The organism is Algibacter sp. Ld11, assembly GCF_045066735.1.
Taxonomy (GTDB): Bacteria; Bacteroidota; Bacteroidia; order Flavobacteriales; family Flavobacteriaceae; genus Algibacter.
The window spans coordinates 136,660-157,942 of record NZ_JBISHH010000002.1; the positions used below are offsets into that span (position 1 = coordinate 136,660).

Below are 21,283 nucleotides of genomic sequence, written 5' to 3' on the forward strand. Positions count from 1 at the left end.
TTATTTTGTTTCCATGAAACTGGAAATCGGTTATTTTCGTTTATCGTTAGCATTTTTATCAAATGCTATAAGGTTGAATAGTTGTCGCATTCTACTTCTTACTCGGTTGCCGTATAAATCTTCTAATTCCTGGGCGTTTAAATTTGTAGTAGCATGTGTTTTTATGGCATGGTTTAAAAAAAACTCGTGACGTGATAGTAATATTTCGCCCATGGTATTACAATCTTTCCCAAAGTATCTGCCCATGGGTTCTACGCCCAAATCGTCAAAGCAAAAAAACTGAGTATTACCATAGTCTTCGATTATTTTATACCCAACATGATTAAAGCCAAATACAATATTCCGACAAGGAATAACAATGTATGGGCGTTGTAAGGGAACAATAAACTTTAAAAGCCTCATTAGACTTGTTTTTCCACAGCCTACAGGTCCAGAAAGTAAAATGCCTTTATTGGGATCTATACCATCGCGTTCACAGTTTTCGTAATCTTTAATGATATAATTACATAGTTTTAAAATGACTTCATGGTCTTCATCATAGATTTTAAAGTGTTTTCCAAATAGCAGCTTACCTTTGGCGTTGAGGTAAACAAGGATTTTTTTGAAATTATAATGTACAGACGTTCCGTTGAATGTCCCTATTGAGAATTCAACGCCACCTTCGTTTATTTTAGAGGGGTTGGTCATAATTCTTTATTTTACTGGTTTTAAGGTTGTCTTTGTTTTGAGACAGTTGGTTTATATGTTTTGGAGTTTTTAATATCCAATTACTAGCACTTGCTTGCCAATCCACTATTTTTATTTTACCACCAATTTTCCATCCAATGGATTGATAGTGGTTATAAAATTTTTCAGCTTCTAATTTTGGCCATTTTTTGTCTATAAAAAAATTAATAACTTCAATTTTGTTTTTTGGAAGCTCTTGTTTATTATAGTTTTCTATTTGTTTAGTACTGTTTGTATTAGAGACTAAGGCTTGTTCTACGCTAGTTTTAAACTCGTTTATTACCTGTTTACTAGTTGTACCTAAATTGAGCATCTTTATCTGGCTGCCTTTGTATGGATTATGGGAAGGCATGTATTTGATAAATTTCCAGTCATTTAAATGTGTTATGCACCTGTGGTAGGTGGCTTTAGAACCAATTTTAGAAAGTTTCATTACTTCTTGTCGATTTATATAAAAACTTTCAGGAAATTTATAAATATTCCAAAAATGGAAAAGTGCCATGTATAAACTTATATGAGTTGGGTTTAACCTAGAGTCGTCATGAAACTTTTGAAAACACGCATTAAGATGTTTTATGTAGTTCATACATTTTATTGGATTTTGTGAGGCATTCTATTTGCGTGCATTACTTTTTGTATTTCGTCTGCATCATAAAAGATAATTCCTCCCATTTTAGTAAAAGGTAATGTGCCATTGGTTCGAAGGTTTTGTAAGGTGCCGGGGCTAATTTTTAAGAGTTTCATAACTTCAGAAGATTTTAGGTATTTCTTTAGACTCCCATTGTTATGTTTAAGAAGTAGTTTTTTTATGTCTTCAATAAGTTCTGTTTTGAAATCTCGAAGATCGTCTGTTGTGATAATGCTTGTTGCCATAATAAATTGATTTAAGTGAATTTTTTGTTTAAGAAAGCGACATGCCTTTTAATTCACAATAGTATTGTTTGACTTTCATTTCACAAAATTGATGAGGTTTGCCTTGTTTTTATCACTATTTAATCGTAGTCCGGGGGAAATTTAACATCTTGAAGATTGATGCTATTTAAGTAGGTTTGAAGACGGGGTTTATGGATACTGCTGGAGAAATTGTTCAATAATTGGTATGATGATATAAAGCAGGAGGTTTACCGTACTACGGGATTATTCATCCATTTTATTCATGTGGGTTATAAGACCTGTAGAGAGATCATCTAAAAATTTAGTACGACTATTTTTTCGAGCTTTAATTTCTGAAAAGGTTTTGTAGAAATTACCCAATTCAAATTGGAAGAGGTTTTGTAAAGAGTCTGCTATTTCTTTTAAATCACTATTTCCGTTATTTATAACTCGGTTGCAATGCAAAGCGTAGATGAGCTCTGTTAAAGCTGTTTTGTTTGCTGTCCACTTTAAATCATTTTGATAATTATTGAAATTATTGAGTTTGTTCAATCTATTTTGAAGGTAATTAATCAATAATTTATAAGCTTTGTATTTACCCAAGAGCATATCGCGAGCAGTGCAAAAATCAGGATCTTGAAAATAGAATTTTGTTGATGTTATAGGTATGTTATCCAAATAAATTCTGGTATAATATTGTACATCAAAATGAGATTGTTGTGATTCTATATAATGCCCAAAATCTATATTATATAAAAAGAAGCGATTAAGCTTTTTAAGCTTATGTGTAATATATTTTTTTTGAGACTCTTTGTTGGCTTTAGGAAATTGAATTTCAAAAGAACGTATTTCTGTGTAATAAATAAGATGAGTGAGTGGTATTTGTTTTACTTGTTTAAAGAATTGAATTTCTTCATGTTCAGATTTAAAACCTCTCTTTATTATTTGCTTTTTAAAAGTGCATAGGAGGTTTCGACAAAGTATTATGGATTTATTTGAAACAGCGATAGGTTCATGGTAGTTATTTTTAATATCTCCAAGACTATTTAAGAAAGTATCAATTTTCAATTTAAAATCCATTGTTTCCTTTTATATGAAATAGGAGTAACAGACGTTTAGATTACTTAGTTGTAATCTTTAATCTAGAAAAGAAATAATGGTTTGGTTAGTAAAGTTCTACATAGAACTTTTATGGAGTTCCTATTTCCGTGATGACAAATATAATCTATGAATTTAATTTTCTCTTTTTTAACTGTGTATATTTTGCGTATTTGAAATGTGAATTTACTACGCACATATTGAAATAGGTGATGTTTAGTTTACTTTTTGAATTTTTTGATAAAATCCTTTCGGCTAGCGCAATTTGATTTTATGAAAATATTAGAAGCATGTTTTCTAACGGTTCCATAAGTTATAAACATATTTTGGGCTATTTGTTTATAGCTGTTCTTTTTAATTATTTGCAGAGCTATTTCATTTTCTCTATTTGTGAAATTGTATTGACGTCCAACATTTAATTTGAGTGTGTGGGTATTTTTTAAGCGGTAGATATAGCTGTTAATTTCCATTATAGTTACCAGAAAAAATGCAGCTGATACAACAGGTTGTGTAATGGGTTGAAAATCTCCAAAAAAAGTTAATAAAGGAAGAAGGACAATAGATAGAATAGAGGAAAGCCCTAAATAGGTCTGAATTTTAAAATACCGTTGGCGTTTTACTTCTTTCGTGATTATTTTGATGAAGTATATAAAAAATATAGAGGATAATAATATAGGTAGTATTAAAAATAAACTGCGAGATGAGTTTAACGAATAAGAAAAGAAATATGGAACTATAAATAAAAGTAAGAATGCGGTAGATAATATAATAGTTAGGTTTTTTACTTGAAAAAAATAGTTTGGTGTGATTATATTGAATTCTTGATATAAATACCATATTAGGTAAATGCACATAAATATAGAAATACCGTAAGTAATAATGTATTGTAGGATTAATGGCCCAGGTAAACTGGTGTTAGGTAGCAGGCCATTTAATACATTATATAAAAGAAAAAGTATGGCTAAATAAAGATATCGAAGTTTCTCTTTATTTGTTTTTTGTTTGCTACAATAGATATGTATTATTTGAAATATAATGATAAAACTTATTAAAATACACGTAAATAGAACAACCCAATGCATCGATGAAACATATTCATATTTCGGTGTATATTTGTATTTTTGAATAAGTAAGAACATCTAAATTGTTGAAAATTAAAATTTTACCCGTATTTTTAGATAAATTAAAGGTAATGATTATTAATGTGAATCAAAAATAAGAGAGTCATGCTAGCTAATAAATACCCTCTGGGCTTTTTTCCAACACCGTTGGAAAAAATGATTAATTTATCTAAAAAATACCAGGACTACCAATTATATATTAAAAGGGATGATAACTCTGGTTTAGCGTCAGGAGGGAATAAAGTAAGAAAGTTGCAATATTTTATATATGATGCTTTAAGCAAAGGATTTGATGCCATTATAACTGCAGGAGCTCAACAATCTAATCATTGTAGACAAACCGCTGCCTCCTGCGCTAAGGTTGGATTAGAATGCCATCTATTATTGGGAGGGGAAAAACCGAAAAGATATAATGGGAATTTATTATTGTCTCAGTTATTGGGAGCTAAAATTAATTTTAGCGGAGACAATAGGAAAGGGGAGGATATTAAGCTTCTTAAACAGAAGCTAGAACTTAAAGGAAAGAAGGTTTATGCTGTGCCTTATGGGGGATCAAATTTATTAGGAGCTTACGGTTTTGTTGATGCTGTTAAAGAATTGAAGGGACAACTTTTAGAAAAGAACTTGAAAATGGATTATATTTTTTTTGCTTCAAGCTCTGGAGGAACACAAGCTGGACTTAGGTTAGGGATTGATTTATTTGAAGTGGATACTAAATTAATGCCAATTAGCATTGATAAAATGGGGTACGAAGATAAAACTTTAGCTGAAGCAGTCTTGGAATTACTAAAAGAAGGACAAAAGAGTTTGAGAATAAAAAAAACATATTCTATTGATGATGCTAGATTGATTCATGGATATGATTCGGAAGGTTATGGAGTTGTAACGTCAAATGAAAAATCATCTATTAAAGAATTAGCAGAAAATGAAGGGATTTTATTAGATCCTGTTTATTCAGGAAGAGCTTTTTACGGTATGCTAGATCATATAAAAAGTCAGAAAATAGAAAAAGGGGCTAATATTTTATTTTGGCATACTGGCGGTTTACCCGCGAATTTTTATTATTCTAAGGAATTAATGTAATAGTTTTATCAATGTAATAAAATTTGAGGTAAATTGATGTTGATTGTATAGTGAGAAAGAAAGTATACCTAATGTTTTAGCTATGTTTTAGCAAAAAAAAAAGCCAAGAATAAAATTCTTGACTTTCCCTGGTTTTACTTGTAGCGAGAATGGGGCACGATCCCATGACCTCCGAGTTATGAATTTTCGCACAAGAAAATTTCATAAAACTAAATAATTGATTATCAATTATTTAAAAACTACTATATTTTAAATCGTGTTCCAAAACGTGTTCAGTTTTGTGTTCACTATTATTAGTAATAATTTTGAATTATAAAGTTATATTTTACGATTGAATTAGACAAGGTTTTTCGTGTTTTAATTCAATTTAAAATTTGCCAGATCTTTAAGGCAAGCTATTTCCTCTTGTTAATGTGACGAGCGGTTTTTTATCAAAATTTTCTAATTATTCCCTATTTTACGGTTTCCCGTAAAGTTTACTCCTATAAAAATAATAAGTTTGATAACTAAAGTGACTTATGTAATATAATTTCTCTTTACTTTATTAGATTTACATATCTATTTTTTTAATCTGAAAAATTTTATGGCAACTAATAAACATGCTCAAATTCGATATAATATTTTAGACAGGTGCTTTAGTAATTTTAATAGGGTATTTACTTATGAGGATTTATTAAATGAAATTAATAATTTTCTTTTTGAGATAGGAACAGAAGGTGTGCAGTTAAGGCAACTACAATATGATATTGCCTATATGAAATCAGAAGAAGGATATTCCATTATTTTAAATAACGATTTAAAATTAGGAAAGAAAAGAGTGTTTCGCTATTTAGATAAAAAATTTTCAATTTCAAACCATCCTTTAAACCTTAGTGATACAGAACAGTTAGAAACTACTCTAGCAATTTTATCAAGGTATAAGCATAGAGCAGAGTTTTCTTGGTTAGAAGAATTAATACCCAGGATGGAACAAGCATTCAAACTTGTAGAAAGTGGAGATAATGGTATTATTGGTTATCAAGAAAATATAGATTTAAAAGGACGAGAACATATCGGAACACTGTTTAATCTAATATTAAAACGTAAGCAAATTAAAATTAATTATGAGCCTTATGGAAAACCACAATTTAGTGTAATAATTTCACCATATCATGTAAAACAATATAATAACCGTTGGTTTTTGTTTTGTTTTAATGAAAAATATAAAGCAATTTCTAATTACCCTTTAGATCGAATAAATAGTATTGAAGAGTTGAATGCTAGTTTTGTACCTAGTGTAATAAATTGGTTAGATTATTTTGATGATATTATTGGCGTAACAAAACCAGAAGGAGGTAAAATAGAAAAGATTTATTTAAGGTTTTCTGAAAATCGTATTAATTATGTATTGACGAAACCTTTACATGGCTCACAAAAAATAGATAGTTTAGATTATTCAGGAAGAACAATAAGTATAGAAGTGATTCCTAATAATGAATTGTACCAGCTGTTGTTGTCTTATGGAGCAGATGTGGAGGTTATAAAACCAATAGAAATAAGAAAAGAAATTATAGAAAGAGTAAAAAATATGATTAATAATTATTAATATGCAGTTGTATTGCATGATTAGTTTTGATCTTTGTTTTAAAGATTAAAATTATTTAGTAGTTCAGTAACTAATTAAATATTATTAAAAAAGATAAATGCCTAACATACAAAAATACGATGCAAACTTTACGGCAGGTGGAATCTTCTTTAATGAATTTTCTAACCTGAAACCTTATTTGCTTGAAGAAGATTTTGAAGAAATAATAAAGAATGATATTGAAGAAAACAAGATTCTAGCAATAACTACTTTATCAGCCAGAAAAAGAATTGTTTCAGAAATTATAAGACGACATAAAGTAATGTCTCTTAATTTTTGGAGATTTTTTCAAGACTTAAATGAGTTAGAATCAAAACTAGCATTGTTATTTGTGTGTTTAAAAACCTATCCCATTGTATTTGATTTGCATTTTCAAGTAACTGTTCAAAAGCAAAAACTAGGATTGTTATTAACGGAATACGATGTACAAATGCGATTAGATGAATTGGCATCAACATCAGTAGATGTAGAGAGTTGGTCTGAAACAACTATTAAAAAGATAAATACACAATATAGAAAAGCCATAAAAGATGCAGGTTTATTTCATAAAGAAACATTACGTCAGCCTATAAATGTTAATCAAACCTTTTGGGTTTATTTTAAAGAGAATGATGATATGTGGTTTTTAGATGCCTGTTTTATATAAAAAGTAATACATGACGATAGCAGAATTATATACACATTTAGCAAATGATGACTTTAAAGATTATGAAACAGGAAATTTATTTTTCCCGGCATATATGTATATGTATAATGCAGAAAATGAATATCAAATAGATGCAGAAATATTAGATATTAAAAATCGGTTACATCGTCCAACAAATTATTTAGATGTTATTGTTTTAGATATTTACGAAGAATTTATCATGTATTTAAAACAAGAAAAATTTGCCAAATCTAATAAGTTCGATTTTTATAATGCACACGAAAACAAGAAGCCAGAAGCTGTCAATAAATCTTTATTTAAAGATGCGTATGATACTCGGTTTTTAGAGTTTTTAAATAATAAAATACAAGCACATTTAAAAATTGAAGATTCTTTTCAAAGATCTTATGTGTTTATAAAAGGTTTTGGAAATGCGTTTCCATACATAAGAGCGAGTCGCTTTTTTAACAATTTTGAAAAGTATGTAAAAGGATATAAACTCATTATGTTTTATCCTGGTGAAGCCAAAGAGTATTATTCCCTTTTTGGATTATTAAAAGATGAAAATTTATACAGAGCTATTAAACTAATCAACCAATAAATAGATGTTATTAAAAGATATTTACGCAAGACGTATTGAGAGAGATATTAATCCTGCAGTTGTAGTTAGCAATAAGGATAAAGAGACTATAAAAGCAGAAATAAAGGAGTATGTTTTTACTAAAGAGTTAATCGAAAAATTATATCTCATTGTAGATACGGTTTTAAATAAAAAATCGGGTAAATCTGGTATTTGGATCAATGGTTATTATGGTTCGGGTAAATCGCATTTTATTAAGTATGTCCATTATTTGTTAGATGTAAATACAACAGAAGTTGCTTTTGAGGCTTTCGAAAAAGCTGTAGAAAATGAATATGACGCCATGGATGCTGGCAATAATCAAGATATTACCGTTAGTAATTTAAGGTTGTTAAAGAAGAAAGCACAAGGTTCGAATTCAGACAACATTATGTTTAATGTGGAGGATGAAACCGATGACGGAAGCCAAGAACGTCTTACTCGCATCTTCTTGCACATGTTCAATAAATTTAGAGGGTATAATTCAAATGATATTCCTCTTGCCGTTTTATTAGAAAAGCAATTAGATAAAAAAGGTGTTTTTGAAGATTTCAAATTAAAAGTAGAAGAAGAAACTGGCTTCAATTGGGCAACAGACGCGGCAGATGCTGCAGCTTTTCAATTGGATGATATATTAGAGATTGCAAAACAGTTTATCCCAGAATTAGACAAAGTATCATTACATGCTAAATTATCTAATCCAGAAAATTTTAAAGTTGGTATAAGTGCTACATTGATCCCTGAGCTACAAGAATTTTTAAAAGGAAAAGATGCAAACTACCGTTTGCTGTTTTTAGTAGATGAGGTGTCTCAGTATGTAGGAACTAACAAAGAAATTCTATTAAATTTTCAAAATATTATAGAGCGTGTTAGTAGCGATTGTAACAACCAAGTTTGGATTGCTTGTACAGCACAACAAACCTTGGATGAAGTTTCTATAGGAGCCGATGGCGTAACAGATGTACAAGACGAATTTGGAAAAATTTTGGGTCGTTTTGATACGCGTATTTCATTACAAAGTAACGATGCCTCATACATTACGCAACGTAGAGTATTAGATAAGAATAGTGTAGGTACAGAGTATTTAACCAATTTGTACCATGACAATAAAGACTATATAGATAATCAGTTTAAAATAAATCATGATTTATATAAAGGTTATAAATCTGAGGATGAATTTATCATTGGGTATCCTTTTGTTCCGTATCAATTTAAATTGATTGCACATGTTTTTGAAGCCTTTCAACAATTACAATTTGTAATTAAACAAGTAAAAGACAACGAACGTTCTATTTTAGGAATTACACATTACACAGCCAAAGAACATGCTGATGATGCTGTAGGTGGGTTTATGCCTTTTGATGCGTTTTATAATAAATCATTAGAAACCAACTTGACACAGAGAGGATATAAAGCCATTCAGAATGCATTAGAATTATCTTATGTTAAAAACGATGCCTTTGCCCAACGTGTAGTGAAAGTATTGTTTATGATTTCTAATTTGTTGGAAAACCAACGCCAAACCTTTCCTTCTAATATAGAAAATCTAGGAGTGTTGTTAATGGATGCTTTAGATCAAAACAAAAAGGAGCTTCAAAAGAAAATTACTAAAGTACTAACGCGTTTGTCCGAGGAAAGTATTATTCGAGAAGAAAAAGGAAGCTACTTTTTCTTTAATGAAGATGAAATGGATGTGCAAAAACTAATAAGTAGTCGCGTTATTGGCATGGATATACGCTATACAACTTTTGACAGTCTATTAAGACCATTAATAAATGTAGCACCAAAAGTTTCTTTTGGTCAGAACGATTTTAGGGTAGGGTATTCTATAGAAGGAAAAGAAATTTTTAGAAACGGAGATTTTGATATTACCGTTTTACTTAGGGATAATACACCGCTAGAACAGAAAGCTTTAGATATTAATAAAAAAGAAATTGTTGTTGCAGTTAACGAGTGGTTTACTAAAGATGAAACACTTAAAAAGGAATTTGAATGGTATTGTAAAACCAATGATTATTTTCTAAATAGCCCTTCTGGAGGATCAGGTAGTAGGGCTAGAACCAATGACAACTTTAGAACACGAAATAATCAGCTTGGTAAGAAAATTATAGAAAGTTTAAAATCTAATTTAGCTGAAACACGATTTGTATCTCAAAACACTATTATAGAAAGCAGTGAAATAAACGGAAGTACACCTGCAGATCGTTTTGCTAATGTAATAGAAGCACACTTAAAAGGTATTTATAAATATCACGAGTTATCTAACGGCTATGCACGTAACCAACAAGAATTAAAGAAGTCTGTTGCAGACAATCAGATATTAATGGAAACATTAGAGCCTGCAGAGCAAATGGTTAACGATTTTATTTCGTTAAACAACGATCAAATTACGGTTTATGATTTAATTAAACACTTTGAAAAAGAACCTTTCGGATGGCGCTTTGAAGCTTTATTAGATGTGTTGGTACGTTTAGAAAAGAAGAAGAAACGAGAGTTCAAGTATAAAGGTAAAGAACGCTATAACCGAGTTGACTTTATAAATAAGGCAGTTTCTACTGCCGAAAGAACCTCTTGCGAAGTCGTTTCTAGTGAAGAAATAGATCAGGAAATACTAGATAATGTGCTATTAGCTTATAAGAATATATTTAATGAACCCTTAACTGGCGATCAAATAAAAACAGATCAGAATAAATTATTCGATACGCTTCAACATATCCTAACCAAAAGAGAGCAAAACTTTTCTAGTTTAGAATCTAATTATAGTAAATATGCTTTTGGTGCTTGCTTTACGAAAGTAAAAAAGGAATTGAATCAGTTCATTCACATTGCAGATCTTAAAAAACTATTTCGCAGCATTACTGAAGATCAAGAGCAGTTAAAAGAACTTGTTGATAATGCGAAAGCCATAGAAGATTTCGCAGCTAACAGATTAACCAAATACACAGAAATTAAATCTTTTGTAAGTGTTAATAATGATAATTTTAAACTCTTAGCCGAAGATGATTTAGAAAAAGTAAAGAAGATAAATCACTTTTTCACCTTAGAAGATCCGAGAACAGCCTTCAGGCATATCGTAAAAGCACATGAGGAATTAGAAAATGCCATCACTTCTAAAATTAAAGAGCTAAAGGATAAAACGGTAAAGGCTTATGAAGCAGTTTTTAAAGAATTAGAAGACGAAGCAGGTAAACGCAAAGTGGCTAAAAATGTGTATAGCGATAAAGAATACACTTTAGGAGGAATTAAAAACTTAACCTCATTGTCTGGCTTAAAAAACAAGTTTTTAGAAGTAACTAATTTTAAGGCTAGCGAGCTAGAAAAAATCATAAAAGCGACACCTGTTGCTAAAGGAGATAAAGCAGCAGAGTCTGCAACCTATTACGTAACAAAAGGCATTTCTACCATTACTACCGAACAGGAACTGGATGCCTACCTATTAAAATTACGTAGAGAAATGCTACAATTATTAAACGACAAGAAAAACATCATCATAAAATAACCTATGAATACAAAAACGTTTGCACAAGAAGCTCGTAAAATACTCATGCAAGGTGTTGCTAAAAAATTATTGTATTGGGGATTTAATGATAAAGGAGAAGTTTTAGAACAACCAGAAAAAGTATCTGGAGGTTACAGTTTTAGAGGCGAGGTTTTTGATGATCCTTCGGTACCTAATTTATGGAAATCATTACAAGTTGCTATTAAAAATAAAGGCATTGAAGTGGTTGTAGAAGAAGCTGCTTATACTTGGTTTAACCGCATTATGGCATTGCGTATTTTAGTGAAAAATGGTTACGAAGAACCACAATTAGAAGATGCACCAGGTTTAGAACACACACCAATCATTTTACAAAAAGCTAGACAAGGCAAAAGTGATTTTTTAACTGCGGAAGAAAAAAACAGACTACAAAAAATACTAGCAGACTACAGTAAAGATCAAGAGGCTTTTGCCATACTAATAAAAGGCTACTGTCATAGCCATAAAACTTTACAGCGTGTTTTTGGTAAAATAGACGATTATACAGAGTTGTTACTACCAGATAATATGTTGCAAACTGATGGTTTTCTACATTTATTAAATACCACAGATGCCATAAATGATGAAGACTATAAAAAAGTAGAATTAATTGGTTGGTTGTATCAATTTTACATTTCTGAAAAGAAAGATGAAGTTTTTAAGTCTTTTAACAAAGGGAAGAAAGCAGAGGCCAAAGACATACCAGCTGCTACACAGATTTTTACACCCAATTGGATTGTAAAATACATGGTAGAAAATACGGCAGGTAAAATTTGGTTAGACAAACACCCAAATTCTGCACTAAAAAACCAAATGAAGTATTTGGTTGAAAATGATAACGTCATTGCGAGCGACAGCGAAGCAATCTCTTCAAATGAAAACGATAGCATCATTGCGAATAAGAAGGAATCAAGTGAGAAGCAATCTCTAATAAACAACGTAGAAGAACTAACCCTTATAGACCCAGCAGCAGGATCAGGACACATTTTAGTAGAAGGTTTCGATTTGATCTACAAAATGTACTTAGAAGAGTATTACACCGCAGAAGAAGCGGTGCAATCTATTCTTAAAAATAATTTGTTTGGTTTAGACATAGACGATAGAGCTGCACAACTAGCAACCTTTGCTATTCTATTAAAAGCAGCACAAGTATATCCTGCAATATGGACTAAAGATTGGTTGCCAAATGTGTATGCCATGCCAGAAGCAGCAAATTTTAGTGTACTGGAACTAAAAGACTTTTTAGGTGAAGATGGAACAGATTATATAGAAGAATTAGACACAGCTTTAAGCTTAATGAAACAAGCGAAGAATTTAGGTTCCGTAATGAAACTAGATATTAGCGAAGAAACTAGAAATTATGTCGAAGAACGTTTTAACAAAATAAATAATACCGAGTTTAGAGATTTTAATATTGAAGTTATTTTTCCTAAACTTAATAATTACATTCCTGTTTTGTTATTACTGACTAAAAAATATACTTCAGTAGTAGCAAATCCACCATATATGCATAGGTCAAACATGAATAAGGTGTTAAAAGATTATGTCTTTAATTTTTATCCAAAATCTAAGACAGATTTATTTGCAGTATTCATAGAAACGTCAAACGAGTTATGTTTAAATTTTGGCTATGTATCGGCAATTAATCAACAAAGTTGGATGTTTATTTCATCATATGATGAATTGAGAATGGAATTACTTGATAATTTTAAAATTGAAAATCTTATTCATCTGGGGCTGCATGTGTTTAAAGAACTAAATTCGAAAATTGTTCAATCAGTTGCTTTTGTCTTAAAAAAAGAAAAAGTAGTTCATGATTTGGGTGTTTTTATTGATGTAAGGGATGCGTTTGGTCTTGAAGAAAAAGAGAAATGTTTTGCTAATAGATCATATATTTATAAAAAGAATCAGAGAAATTTTATGAAAATTCCTGGAGCAACAATTGCTTATTGGATTGGTTCATCAGGATATAAGATTTTTGATAATGATAATATTTCAGATATAGCCACAATTTTTCAAGGTATGATTACTGGAGATAATAAAAAATTTGTAAGATCTTGGTTTGAAGTTGATGTTCGGAAAATTAATCTAAAGACTGAAGTTTTTACGCCAGGAGATTATAAAGAAAAATATTGGGTAGGATATAGTAAAGGAGGAGAGAGTTCTAAGTGGTTTGGTAATCAGGAACATGTCGTTAATTTTAGTAAAGAAGGGAAAGATTATACAAGAAATAGGGCTCAATTTTCCGATTTTTATTTCAGAGAATATGTTACATGGTCTTACATAAGTTTGTCTCTCGTATCTAGATATTTTCCAAAAGGATATATTTGGGATGTAGCGGGTTCAGGATTATTTTTAGATGACAATGATAAAATTAAATTAGTTACTTCTTTACTTTCTTCTAAAGTTGGCAACTATATCTTAGGGATTCTAAATCCAACTTTAAATTATCAGGTTGAAAATATCGCTGCTGTTCCTGTAATTATTCCAAATACACGCACTTTAAATACAATCAATATTCTGGCAGATACATGTATTTCTTTGACAAAAGATGTTTATGATAATTATGAGATTTCACCGAATTTTATGAAATTAGATTTTGTAGGTAATGGTAATATATTAAAAAATGAACTAACAGCGAAGACTAAGTCAATGTTTGAAGTTTTCAAGGGGATTCATAGTAATGAAGAGGAGTTAAATAAGCTTTTTATTAATTTATATGAGTTAGAAAGTGAAGTTTCGCCAGATGTTCATGTTAAAGATATCACAGCCTTTGGAGATGATTTAAAAAAAGCTAACCTTTTAAATATAGATCAAATTTTGAGCGTTTCTGATTTGCCAGTTTCAGAATCAGAATTATTATCCCAGTTTATTAGTTATGCTATTGGTTTGTTTATGGGGCGTTATCGTTTAGATAAACCAGGTTTAAATATTGCACATCCAAACCCAACGGCAGCAGAGCTAGAAAGTTACAGTTATAACAATGGAGACATCATTATAGACGAAGATGCTATTCTACCATTGATGGGAACTGCTTGTAGTTTTCCAGATGATGCCTTGCAACAAGTCTATAATTTGCTAGATGTTATTTGGGGAGCAGAAACACGTACCGATAACATCAACTTTATACAAGAGTGTTTAAATAAAGATTTAGAGAAATTCTTAGTCGCAGATTTTTATAAATACCATTGCAAGAAGGGTATGTATAATAAAAAACCTATTTACTGGTTGTTTGCTTCTAAAAAAGGAGCGTTTCAAGTCTTAGTCTATATGCACAGAATGAATGCCTTTACTGTAGAAAAAATACGTGACAATTATTTATTAGAACATATAAAAAATATAGATTCAGAAATTACGCTATTGTCTGGTAACGAAGCTAATCTAAGCACACAAGAAGCAAAGAAATTAGAGCAATTACGCAAAGACTTACAGGAGTGTTACGAGTATGAAGCTGAGTTAAAAACGGTGGCAGACAATCAAATCACTTTCGATTTAGACGATGGTGTTACCGTAAATTATAAAAAGTTTGAAACCGTAGTGGCAAAGATTAAATAAAACAAATAGATGAGTTATCATAGTAAAAGCATAAGTGAAATTGTTGATGATATAGAGTTTGAAAGAGCTTTTCTACCTGCAATACAACGCAAGTTTGTTTGGCCAAGACATAAAATTGAATATTTATTTGATTCGCTAATGCGTAATTTTCCTATTGGGTCATTCCTTTTTTGGGAATTGAAAAAAGAGAAAGCAAAAGAGTATGTGTTTTATAGTTTTTTAAAGGATTATGATGCACGAAGTCCATATAATATTAGAAAGGAAGGTAGTTTTAGACACGAAGAAATAATAGGAGTCTTAGATGGGCAACAACGTTTAAGTTCATTGTTTTTAGGTTTCCAGGGAACACACAGAGAGCGTACTAAATATAAAAAAGGTTTGAGTGATGATGTGTTTCCGAAATCTAAAATGTATTTAAACCTATTGTCATTGCCTTATTTAGAAAATGATAAAGGAGAAATTGAGGAAGATAGTGATGTCGATTTCGAGTTTAGGTTTTTAACAGAAGTACAATCAAAGGAAAATGAAAGAAGTAATAATGGGCATAAAGAAGCTGTTTATTGGTTTCGTGTAGGTGAAGTACTTGATTTTAATAAAGAACCAGATATAGATCATGAATATGATAAATTATTAAAAAAAGAACTAACTGATAAGCAAAAGGATTCTATAAATGCTAATAAAAGATTTGTTAGAACCGCTCTTGCAAGGTTGCATAAAAGAACAGTAGATCCTATTATCAATTATTTTAAAGTAACAAAAGATGATTTAGATGATATTTTAAAGATATTTATACGTGTAAATAGTGGAGGTACTATTTTGTCTAAAACAGATTTATTATTTTCTACCATTATAGCAACTTGGGAAGATGGTCGAGATCAAATCGAGATTTTTTTGAAAGACCTAAATTTAAAAGGAGATGGTTTTTGGTTTAATAATGATTTTTTAATGCGCAGTTGTTTGGTGTTGTCAGACCTTCCTGTATTATTTAAAGTCAATTCGTTTAAATCTAAAAACGTCCAGCTTGTTAAAGATAATTGGGAGAAAATAAAAGATGCATTAACAAAAACAGTCGACTTATTAGTTTCTTTTGGTTTTAGTGGTTCACTATTAACATCGCAAAATTCAGTAATAATAATTGCCTATCATTTTATGAAAGGAGGAAACAGTAGTGAAGAAACAAAAGAAGGGATCAGAAAATATCTTTTATATGCCTTGCTAAAAAATGTATATGGCGGTCAAGGTGATCAGGTGATTACAAGTTTTAGAAATGGTTTAAGAAAAACCATAGTAGATGAAAAAACAAGGAAGAAAACATACCAATTAAAGCAAACTTCTTTTCCATTTACTCAATTATTAAATTTAAAATTACCTGCAAATAAAATTTTAAAAATTACATCTGAAGATGTTGAAGAATACATGAACTATAAAAAAGGAGCAAATTCCTTTTTCATATTGTCATTATTGTACCCGAATATTAAATTTACTCAAGTACATTTTCATCAAGATCATATACATCCCAATACAAGGTTTAGTGATGCAAAATTACGAGATGAAGGTATTGATGAAGCCAAATGGATGCATTGGCAAAGTTTGAAAGATACCATTCCTAATCTGCAATTAATGGAAGGAACCGAAAATGCATCTAAAAATGCGGCTCATTTTATAGAATGGTTTAATGGAACGGACGGAAAGGGAAAGAAAAATGTAAGTGATACTGATAAGTTTTGTGCAGATAATTTTATTCCAATAGTAGATTTCGAATTTTCGAATTTTGAGATATTCTATGAGAAACGAAAAGAGTTAATGACGTCCCAATTAAACAAAGTATTAAATTTAAAAGCAGAACTAGTAGAATAATAATATGATTCAAGATAAAGCTAAACAATACTTTACCGATTCACCAGCACTAAAAATCTTGTTTCTATTTGATGAAGCCCAAGAGTTTTTAGAAGAGGTGCAACGTATAGATACTTCAGATTTTAAAGTGGTGTATTGGGAGAATAATCCGTTTATATTAAAATACCAATTAACGCACGAGTTAAAAGACGAAAAAGTATTGTTGTACTTAAACTTACCACAGCCTAATTCTCAAGAGGCATATCACCAATTTCCTTTAATGGGGTTATTATTAGCAAATAAAGAATTACAGCTAGACAATGTTGGTGCTTTTATGGAAGAGTTTGGTTTACAACGACACCAAAAAGGCATGGTATCTAAATACATGGCAGAATTAAAATATGCAAGTGTAAAAGATGTCGTAAAGCCTGTTTTAATGTCTGGTAATTTTTTAGAAAAAGAATTACAGCAAGGGTTATTATCGGCTTTCTTAAAATTTAAAAATGTAGAAAATTGGGTAGTATTAATCACCAAGTTGTGCATATTGGCACAAGAAAAAAACGAAGCTGCTTTTAAACGTGTGCAACAAAAAATAAAAGGCACACATTTAGCCGATATTATTATGGCAAAAGTAGGACATCATCTGGGCTACAATTTAAAAGCAATTTCTGCCATAGAGTTTTTACAAGCAGCAAAAAGTGTATTGTACAATTACACCATGCAAAATAGTCGTTTAGCAAAAAACGATCCCTATGCCACATTAAAAATTAACGATACCAGTCATTTAACATCTATCAATCAGTTTTGGCAAGTTGTAGAAAGTAATCCTTTAGTTTCTAATGGTTTTCAAGAACTGTTAGTAAACATTCAAAACGATATTAAAGGAGAGCAACTGGTTAAGGCCTATGGCATAGAAGAAAATTATGCTTTTTACCCAAATAACTTAACCTGGGCAATTTTAGAACAATTGCAAACCAAGATCATTACAAATGATGCTGTTGGCTTAAAAGTATTAGAGAATTTAGCATTGCAACAAGAAATCCAAGGCGCAGCTAAAGAAACGGTTCGTTTTTTAAGACAAGTATTAAAAACAACCTTGGCAATAAATACTATTTCAACATACACTTTAAATACACCAGAAGAGTACATCGCCAATTACACCAACGAAGTATATAAAATTGATGCTAATTTTAGGCGAGCCATATTGTATTTCAATGAAATAGATAGTGTAGAAGTACCTGCAACTATAGATTTAGAAACACTAAAAAATCATTTAAATGAGACTTACAATAAGCATGTAGATCAATTAAACAGACAATGGTTACAATGTTTATCTAGAATAGATTTTGACTACAAAACCATTCAAACACCAAAACAATATGACTTCTATAATACAGAAGTAGCTGAGGTAGATCAAAAAATGGTAGTCATTATTTCTGATGCTTTGCGTTATGAGGTAGGAGAAGAGCTATTATCTAAAATGCATGGTGACACTAAAAATACTGCCGAAATAAGACACATGTTGGCTTCTATTCCTTCTAGAACCAGTGTTGGTATGGCGCAATTATTACCTGGAGAAAAAGTATTTAATTCAGGAAAGATTTTAAGCGATGGACTTTCAACAGAAAGCACCTATAGAAGTAATTTACTTCAAAAGTATAAACCAAATGCTGAAGCGGTACAATTTGATGCTATAAAAAACGAAAAGGAAGCAAAAAACAGAAACTTATTTAAAAAGGATTTGGTATATATTTATCATGATGTAATTGATGCTATTGGAGATAAAAGAGTTTCTGAACGTAGAACATTTGAAGCTGTAAGAACAGGAATTGCTGAAATTGCTAGGTTTGTTAAGTTATTGCATGGATCTTATGGTGTTACTAATGTATTAGTAACTGCAGATCATGGGTTTTTATACAACGACAAAAAAATTGTAGATAAAGAATTAGAAACCTTACCAAGCGATACATTTATTTCTCATAATAGATTCTTTATTACAAAAGAAAAGAAAGAACAAGAATTGGGATATACTTTTCCACTTAAACAAACCACAACTTTTAAGGAAGACTTTTATGTAAATATTCCGTTTTCAGTAAATAGGTATCGTAAATCTGGTGTAGGACATCAGTTTGTACATTGTGGAGCTAGTCTACAAGAATTAATAACACCATTAATTGTAAGTTCTAGAAAACGAATAGAAGTTGCTAAAAAGGTGAATCCAACATTATTAAACAAAGGTAAACTTCGTGTAGTGTCTAATGTGTTGAAATTTAATATTCTGCAGGAGAATGAGGTGTCTCGTTTAGAAAAAGAAAGAATAATTAATATCGCATTGTACAAAGAAACAACTTTGGTAAGTAATACTGTAGATGTCGTTTTAAATAGTACATCAGAAGCACCAAGCGATCGATTAACAAATATAGAGTTAATTGTAAATGCTGAGTTTTCTAACGAAAGTGTTTTTAAATTAAAAGTATTTGATATAGAAGATATACTTAATCCATTAATTGAAGAGTTAGTAATTAATAACACCTTATTGGCGCAAGATTTTTAGTTATGAGTTTAAAAGAAAAAATAATACAACATTTTGAAGGTAAAGTAGTCCGTAAAGATTTAACAGCAATAGTTAAAGGAAGTAATCCTGTTCCTGTTTATGTTTTAGAATATTTATTAGGACAATACTGTGCTATAGATGATGAAGAAATTATTGCAGCAGGTATTGAAAAGGTTAAAAATGTAATTAGAGATAATTATGTACACCGTTCGGATGCAGAAGTTGTAAAAGCTAAAATTAGAGATAGAGGAAGCTATAAAATTATTGATAAAATTAATGTATCGCTTAATGACAAGGCGAATATATACGAAGCAGAATTTGCTAGTTTAGGTTTAAAAGGAGTTCCTATTGCTGACAAAATGGTAATGGATAACCAAAAACTATTAAGTGGTGGTGGTGTTTGGTGTATTTTAAATATAGGCTATTCTCACGCAGACGATATTACCATGCGCTGGCTTATTATAGATTTGAAACCGATTCAAGTCTCTAATGTTAATTTGAAAGAATATGTTGATTTAAGGAAAGCATTTACCACAGAAGAATGGTTAGATTTATTGATGCATAGTATTGGGTTAAATCCAGAGTATTTTAATACGCGTGATAAGTTTATTCAATTATCTCGATTAATTCCGCACACAGAGAACAACTATAATTTTATTGAATTAGGCCCCAAAGGAACTGGTAAATCTCACATTTTTTCAGAGTTATCACCTCATGGTGTTTTGGTGTCTGGAGGTGATGTTTCTAAAGCGAGATTGTTTGTTAATAATACAGGTAATAAAATAGGATTAGTTGGCTATTGGGATGTTGTAGCTCTCGATGAATTTGAGCAGGAAAAAGGTGGGAAGCGTACGGATGGCGATTTGGTGAAGATCATGCAGAACTATATGGCTAATCAGAGTTTTAACAGAGGAAAGGATACCTACCAAGCCACAGCATCTATGGCTTTTGTAGGGAATACAAAGCACAATGTGCCTTATATGTTGAAGAACTCACATTTATTTGAATCGATTCCAGAAGGGTATTTAAAAGGCGCATTTTTAGATAGAATGCACATGTATATTCCTGGTTGGGAAGTTCGCATTTTAAAAACAGCAGTCTTCTCGTCAGAGTATGGTTTTATAGTAGACTATTTAGCAGAATTATTGAGAGAAATGCGTAAGTATGATTTTTCATCCATTATGGATAAATACGTAAAACTTGATGGTTCTTTAACCACAAGAGATAAAACAGCCATTAGAAAATCATTTTCTGGATTAGTAAAACTTATATATCCACATCAAGAAGTTTCAGAGAAAGAAGCATTAGAGCTTTTAAATTTTAGTATAGAAGGTCGTAAGCGTGTCAAAGATCAATTATATATTATTGATGAAACGTTTAAGAGTGAGCCTGTTGATTTTAAATATACTATACTTTCAAATGGTGTAGAAGTTTACCCAGAAACACTTGAGAATTTAAACTATAAAGCAGCGGTTGAAATAAAAGAAGAACTTGAAGAAGAAAACTTAGAAATAGCTGTCGCGAAACCTAAATTAGATTTAAAACCACATCAAGTTATTTTAGCTGATAATCAAACAGGAATATCTTATAAAAAACTCTTTGCTAACTATCTAAAAGGCGCTAAGAATATAACAATTCAAGATCCATATATACGAATGTATTACCAGTTTAAAAACTTATTGGAGTTCTGTATCATGTTAGGCAATAATAAAGATCCTGAAGACCAAATTAATCTAGAAGTGGTGACATGGAATAATGAAGAATATTTGGAAGAATCTAAGTTGTCATTGGAAGAATTAGCGCAAAATGTAGAAAGTATAGGAATCAACTTAACCTTTCGTTTTGAACAACATCACGATCGTTTTATTGCTGCCGATAATGGTTGGAAAATTACACTAGGCAGAGGCTTGGATATTTTTGAAAAAATTGAAGAACGCTTTAGTGTGGCCGATTTAGACCAAACTAAAAGAAAGTGTAAGTCCTGTGAGTTGACTTATTTGAAAATTTAAAGTTTTAAATTGGTCTATGCAG

14 protein-coding genes are annotated in these 21,283 nt (G+C 30.6%); 9 read left to right on the plus strand and 5 right to left on the minus strand.

Annotated elements, in window-relative coordinates:
* Positions 1-30 precede the first annotated feature (30 nt).
* The 5 genes from ACJJV4_RS00400 to ACJJV4_RS00420 form a co-directional block, all read right to left on the minus strand.
* Positions 31-687: an ATPase gene (locus ACJJV4_RS00400; RefSeq protein WP_405290989.1), complete on the minus strand. Its 657-nt coding sequence runs from the start codon at positions 685-687 to the stop codon at positions 31-33.
* On the minus strand, positions 671-1,312 hold the full coding sequence (locus ACJJV4_RS00405) for a hypothetical protein (RefSeq protein ID WP_405290991.1): 642 nt from the start codon (positions 1,310-1,312) through the stop codon (positions 671-673). The genes ACJJV4_RS00400 and ACJJV4_RS00405 overlap by 17 nt, the downstream gene beginning before the upstream one ends.
* Before the next feature lie 5 nt (positions 1,313-1,317).
* On the minus strand, positions 1,318-1,599 hold the full coding sequence (locus ACJJV4_RS00410) for a helix-turn-helix domain-containing protein (protein ID WP_405290993.1): 282 nt from the start codon (positions 1,597-1,599) through the stop codon (positions 1,318-1,320).
* 264 nt (positions 1,600-1,863) lie between these two features.
* Entirely contained in the window at positions 1,864-2,679 is an 816-nt protein-coding gene (locus tag ACJJV4_RS00415) for an RteC domain-containing protein (protein WP_405290995.1), read from the minus strand.
* 239 nt (positions 2,680-2,918) lie between these two features.
* Positions 2,919-3,836, minus strand: coding sequence for a helix-turn-helix transcriptional regulator (locus ACJJV4_RS00420; protein ID WP_405290997.1), 918 nt, complete (start codon positions 3,834-3,836; stop codon positions 2,919-2,921).
* Between the two features lie 87 nt (positions 3,837-3,923).
* On the opposite strand from ACJJV4_RS00420, the gene ACJJV4_RS00425 reads away from it, so the two are divergent.
* The 9 genes from ACJJV4_RS00425 (at position 3,924) to brxL (ending at position 21,261) form a co-directional block, all read left to right on the plus strand.
* On the plus strand, positions 3,924-4,901 hold the full coding sequence (locus ACJJV4_RS00425) for a 1-aminocyclopropane-1-carboxylate deaminase/D-cysteine desulfhydrase (protein WP_405290999.1): 978 nt from the start codon (positions 3,924-3,926) through the stop codon (positions 4,899-4,901).
* Positions 4,902-5,484: 583 nt separating this feature from the next.
* On the plus strand, positions 5,485-6,486 hold the full coding sequence (locus tag ACJJV4_RS00430; RefSeq protein ID WP_405291001.1) for a helix-turn-helix transcriptional regulator: 1,002 nt from the start codon (positions 5,485-5,487) through the stop codon (positions 6,484-6,486).
* Positions 6,487-6,583: 97 nt separating this feature from the next.
* The gene (locus ACJJV4_RS00435) at positions 6,584-7,171 is read left to right on the plus strand and encodes a BrxA family protein (RefSeq protein WP_405291003.1); all 588 of its coding nucleotides are present in this window, start codon (positions 6,584-6,586) and stop codon (positions 7,169-7,171) included.
* Between the two features lie 10 nt (positions 7,172-7,181).
* The gene (locus ACJJV4_RS00440) at positions 7,182-7,772 is read left to right on the plus strand and encodes a BREX protein BrxB domain-containing protein (protein ID WP_405291005.1); all 591 of its coding nucleotides are present in this window, start codon (positions 7,182-7,184) and stop codon (positions 7,770-7,772) included.
* A 4-nt stretch (positions 7,773-7,776) separates the two neighbouring features.
* Positions 7,777-11,289, plus strand: a complete 3,513-nt coding sequence (gene brxC, locus ACJJV4_RS00445; protein ID WP_405291007.1) for a BREX system P-loop protein BrxC — start codon at positions 7,777-7,779, stop codon at positions 11,287-11,289.
* 3 nt (positions 11,290-11,292) lie between these two features.
* Complete coding sequence (pglX, locus tag ACJJV4_RS00450) at positions 11,293-14,862, plus strand: BREX-1 system adenine-specific DNA-methyltransferase PglX (RefSeq protein ID WP_405291009.1); 3,570 nt, start codon at positions 11,293-11,295, stop codon at positions 14,860-14,862.
* 9 nt (positions 14,863-14,871) lie between these two features.
* Positions 14,872-16,719, plus strand: a complete 1,848-nt coding sequence (locus tag ACJJV4_RS00455; protein ID WP_405291011.1) for a DUF262 domain-containing protein — start codon at positions 14,872-14,874, stop codon at positions 16,717-16,719.
* Between the two features lie 4 nt (positions 16,720-16,723).
* Complete coding sequence (pglZ, locus tag ACJJV4_RS00460) at positions 16,724-19,252, plus strand: BREX-1 system phosphatase PglZ type A (protein ID WP_405291013.1); 2,529 nt, start codon at positions 16,724-16,726, stop codon at positions 19,250-19,252.
* A gap of 2 nt (positions 19,253-19,254) precedes the next feature.
* The gene (brxL, locus tag ACJJV4_RS00465) at positions 19,255-21,261 is read left to right on the plus strand and encodes a BREX system Lon protease-like protein BrxL (RefSeq protein ID WP_405291015.1); all 2,007 of its coding nucleotides are present in this window, start codon (positions 19,255-19,257) and stop codon (positions 21,259-21,261) included.
* The last annotated feature ends 22 nt before the right edge of the window (positions 21,262-21,283 follow it).

Excerpts from the sequence above, each read along its gene's own strand:
- ACJJV4_RS00405 (WP_405290991.1), bottom strand. The coding sequence starts at position 1,312 with ATGAACTACATAAAACATCTTAATGCGTGTTTTCAAAAGTTTCATGAC.
- ACJJV4_RS00455 (WP_405291011.1), top strand. The coding sequence starts at position 14,872 with ATGAGTTATCATAGTAAAAGCATAAGTGAAATTGTTGATGATATAGAG.
- brxC (WP_405291007.1), top strand. The coding sequence starts at position 7,777 with ATGTTATTAAAAGATATTTACGCAAGACGTATTGAGAGAGATATTAAT.
- ACJJV4_RS00430 (WP_405291001.1), top strand. The coding sequence starts at position 5,485 with ATGGCAACTAATAAACATGCTCAAATTCGATATAATATTTTAGACAGG.
- ACJJV4_RS00440 (WP_405291005.1), top strand. The coding sequence starts at position 7,182 with ATGACGATAGCAGAATTATATACACATTTAGCAAATGATGACTTTAAA.
- ACJJV4_RS00435 (WP_405291003.1), top strand. The coding sequence starts at position 6,584 with ATGCCTAACATACAAAAATACGATGCAAACTTTACGGCAGGTGGAATC.
- pglX (WP_405291009.1), top strand. The coding sequence starts at position 11,293 with ATGAATACAAAAACGTTTGCACAAGAAGCTCGTAAAATACTCATGCAA.
- ACJJV4_RS00425 (WP_405290999.1), top strand. The coding sequence starts at position 3,924 with ATGCTAGCTAATAAATACCCTCTGGGCTTTTTTCCAACACCGTTGGAA.
- brxL (WP_405291015.1), top strand. The coding sequence starts at position 19,255 with ATGAGTTTAAAAGAAAAAATAATACAACATTTTGAAGGTAAAGTAGTC.
- ACJJV4_RS00415 (WP_405290995.1), bottom strand. The coding sequence starts at position 2,679 with ATGGATTTTAAATTGAAAATTGATACTTTCTTAAATAGTCTTGGAGAT.
- ACJJV4_RS00410 (WP_405290993.1), bottom strand. The coding sequence starts at position 1,599 with ATGGCAACAAGCATTATCACAACAGACGATCTTCGAGATTTCAAAACA.
- ACJJV4_RS00400 (WP_405290989.1), bottom strand. The coding sequence starts at position 687 with ATGACCAACCCCTCTAAAATAAACGAAGGTGGCGTTGAATTCTCAATA.
- ACJJV4_RS00420 (WP_405290997.1), bottom strand. The coding sequence starts at position 3,836 with ATGTTCTTACTTATTCAAAAATACAAATATACACCGAAATATGAATAT.
- pglZ (WP_405291013.1), top strand. The coding sequence starts at position 16,724 with ATGATTCAAGATAAAGCTAAACAATACTTTACCGATTCACCAGCACTA.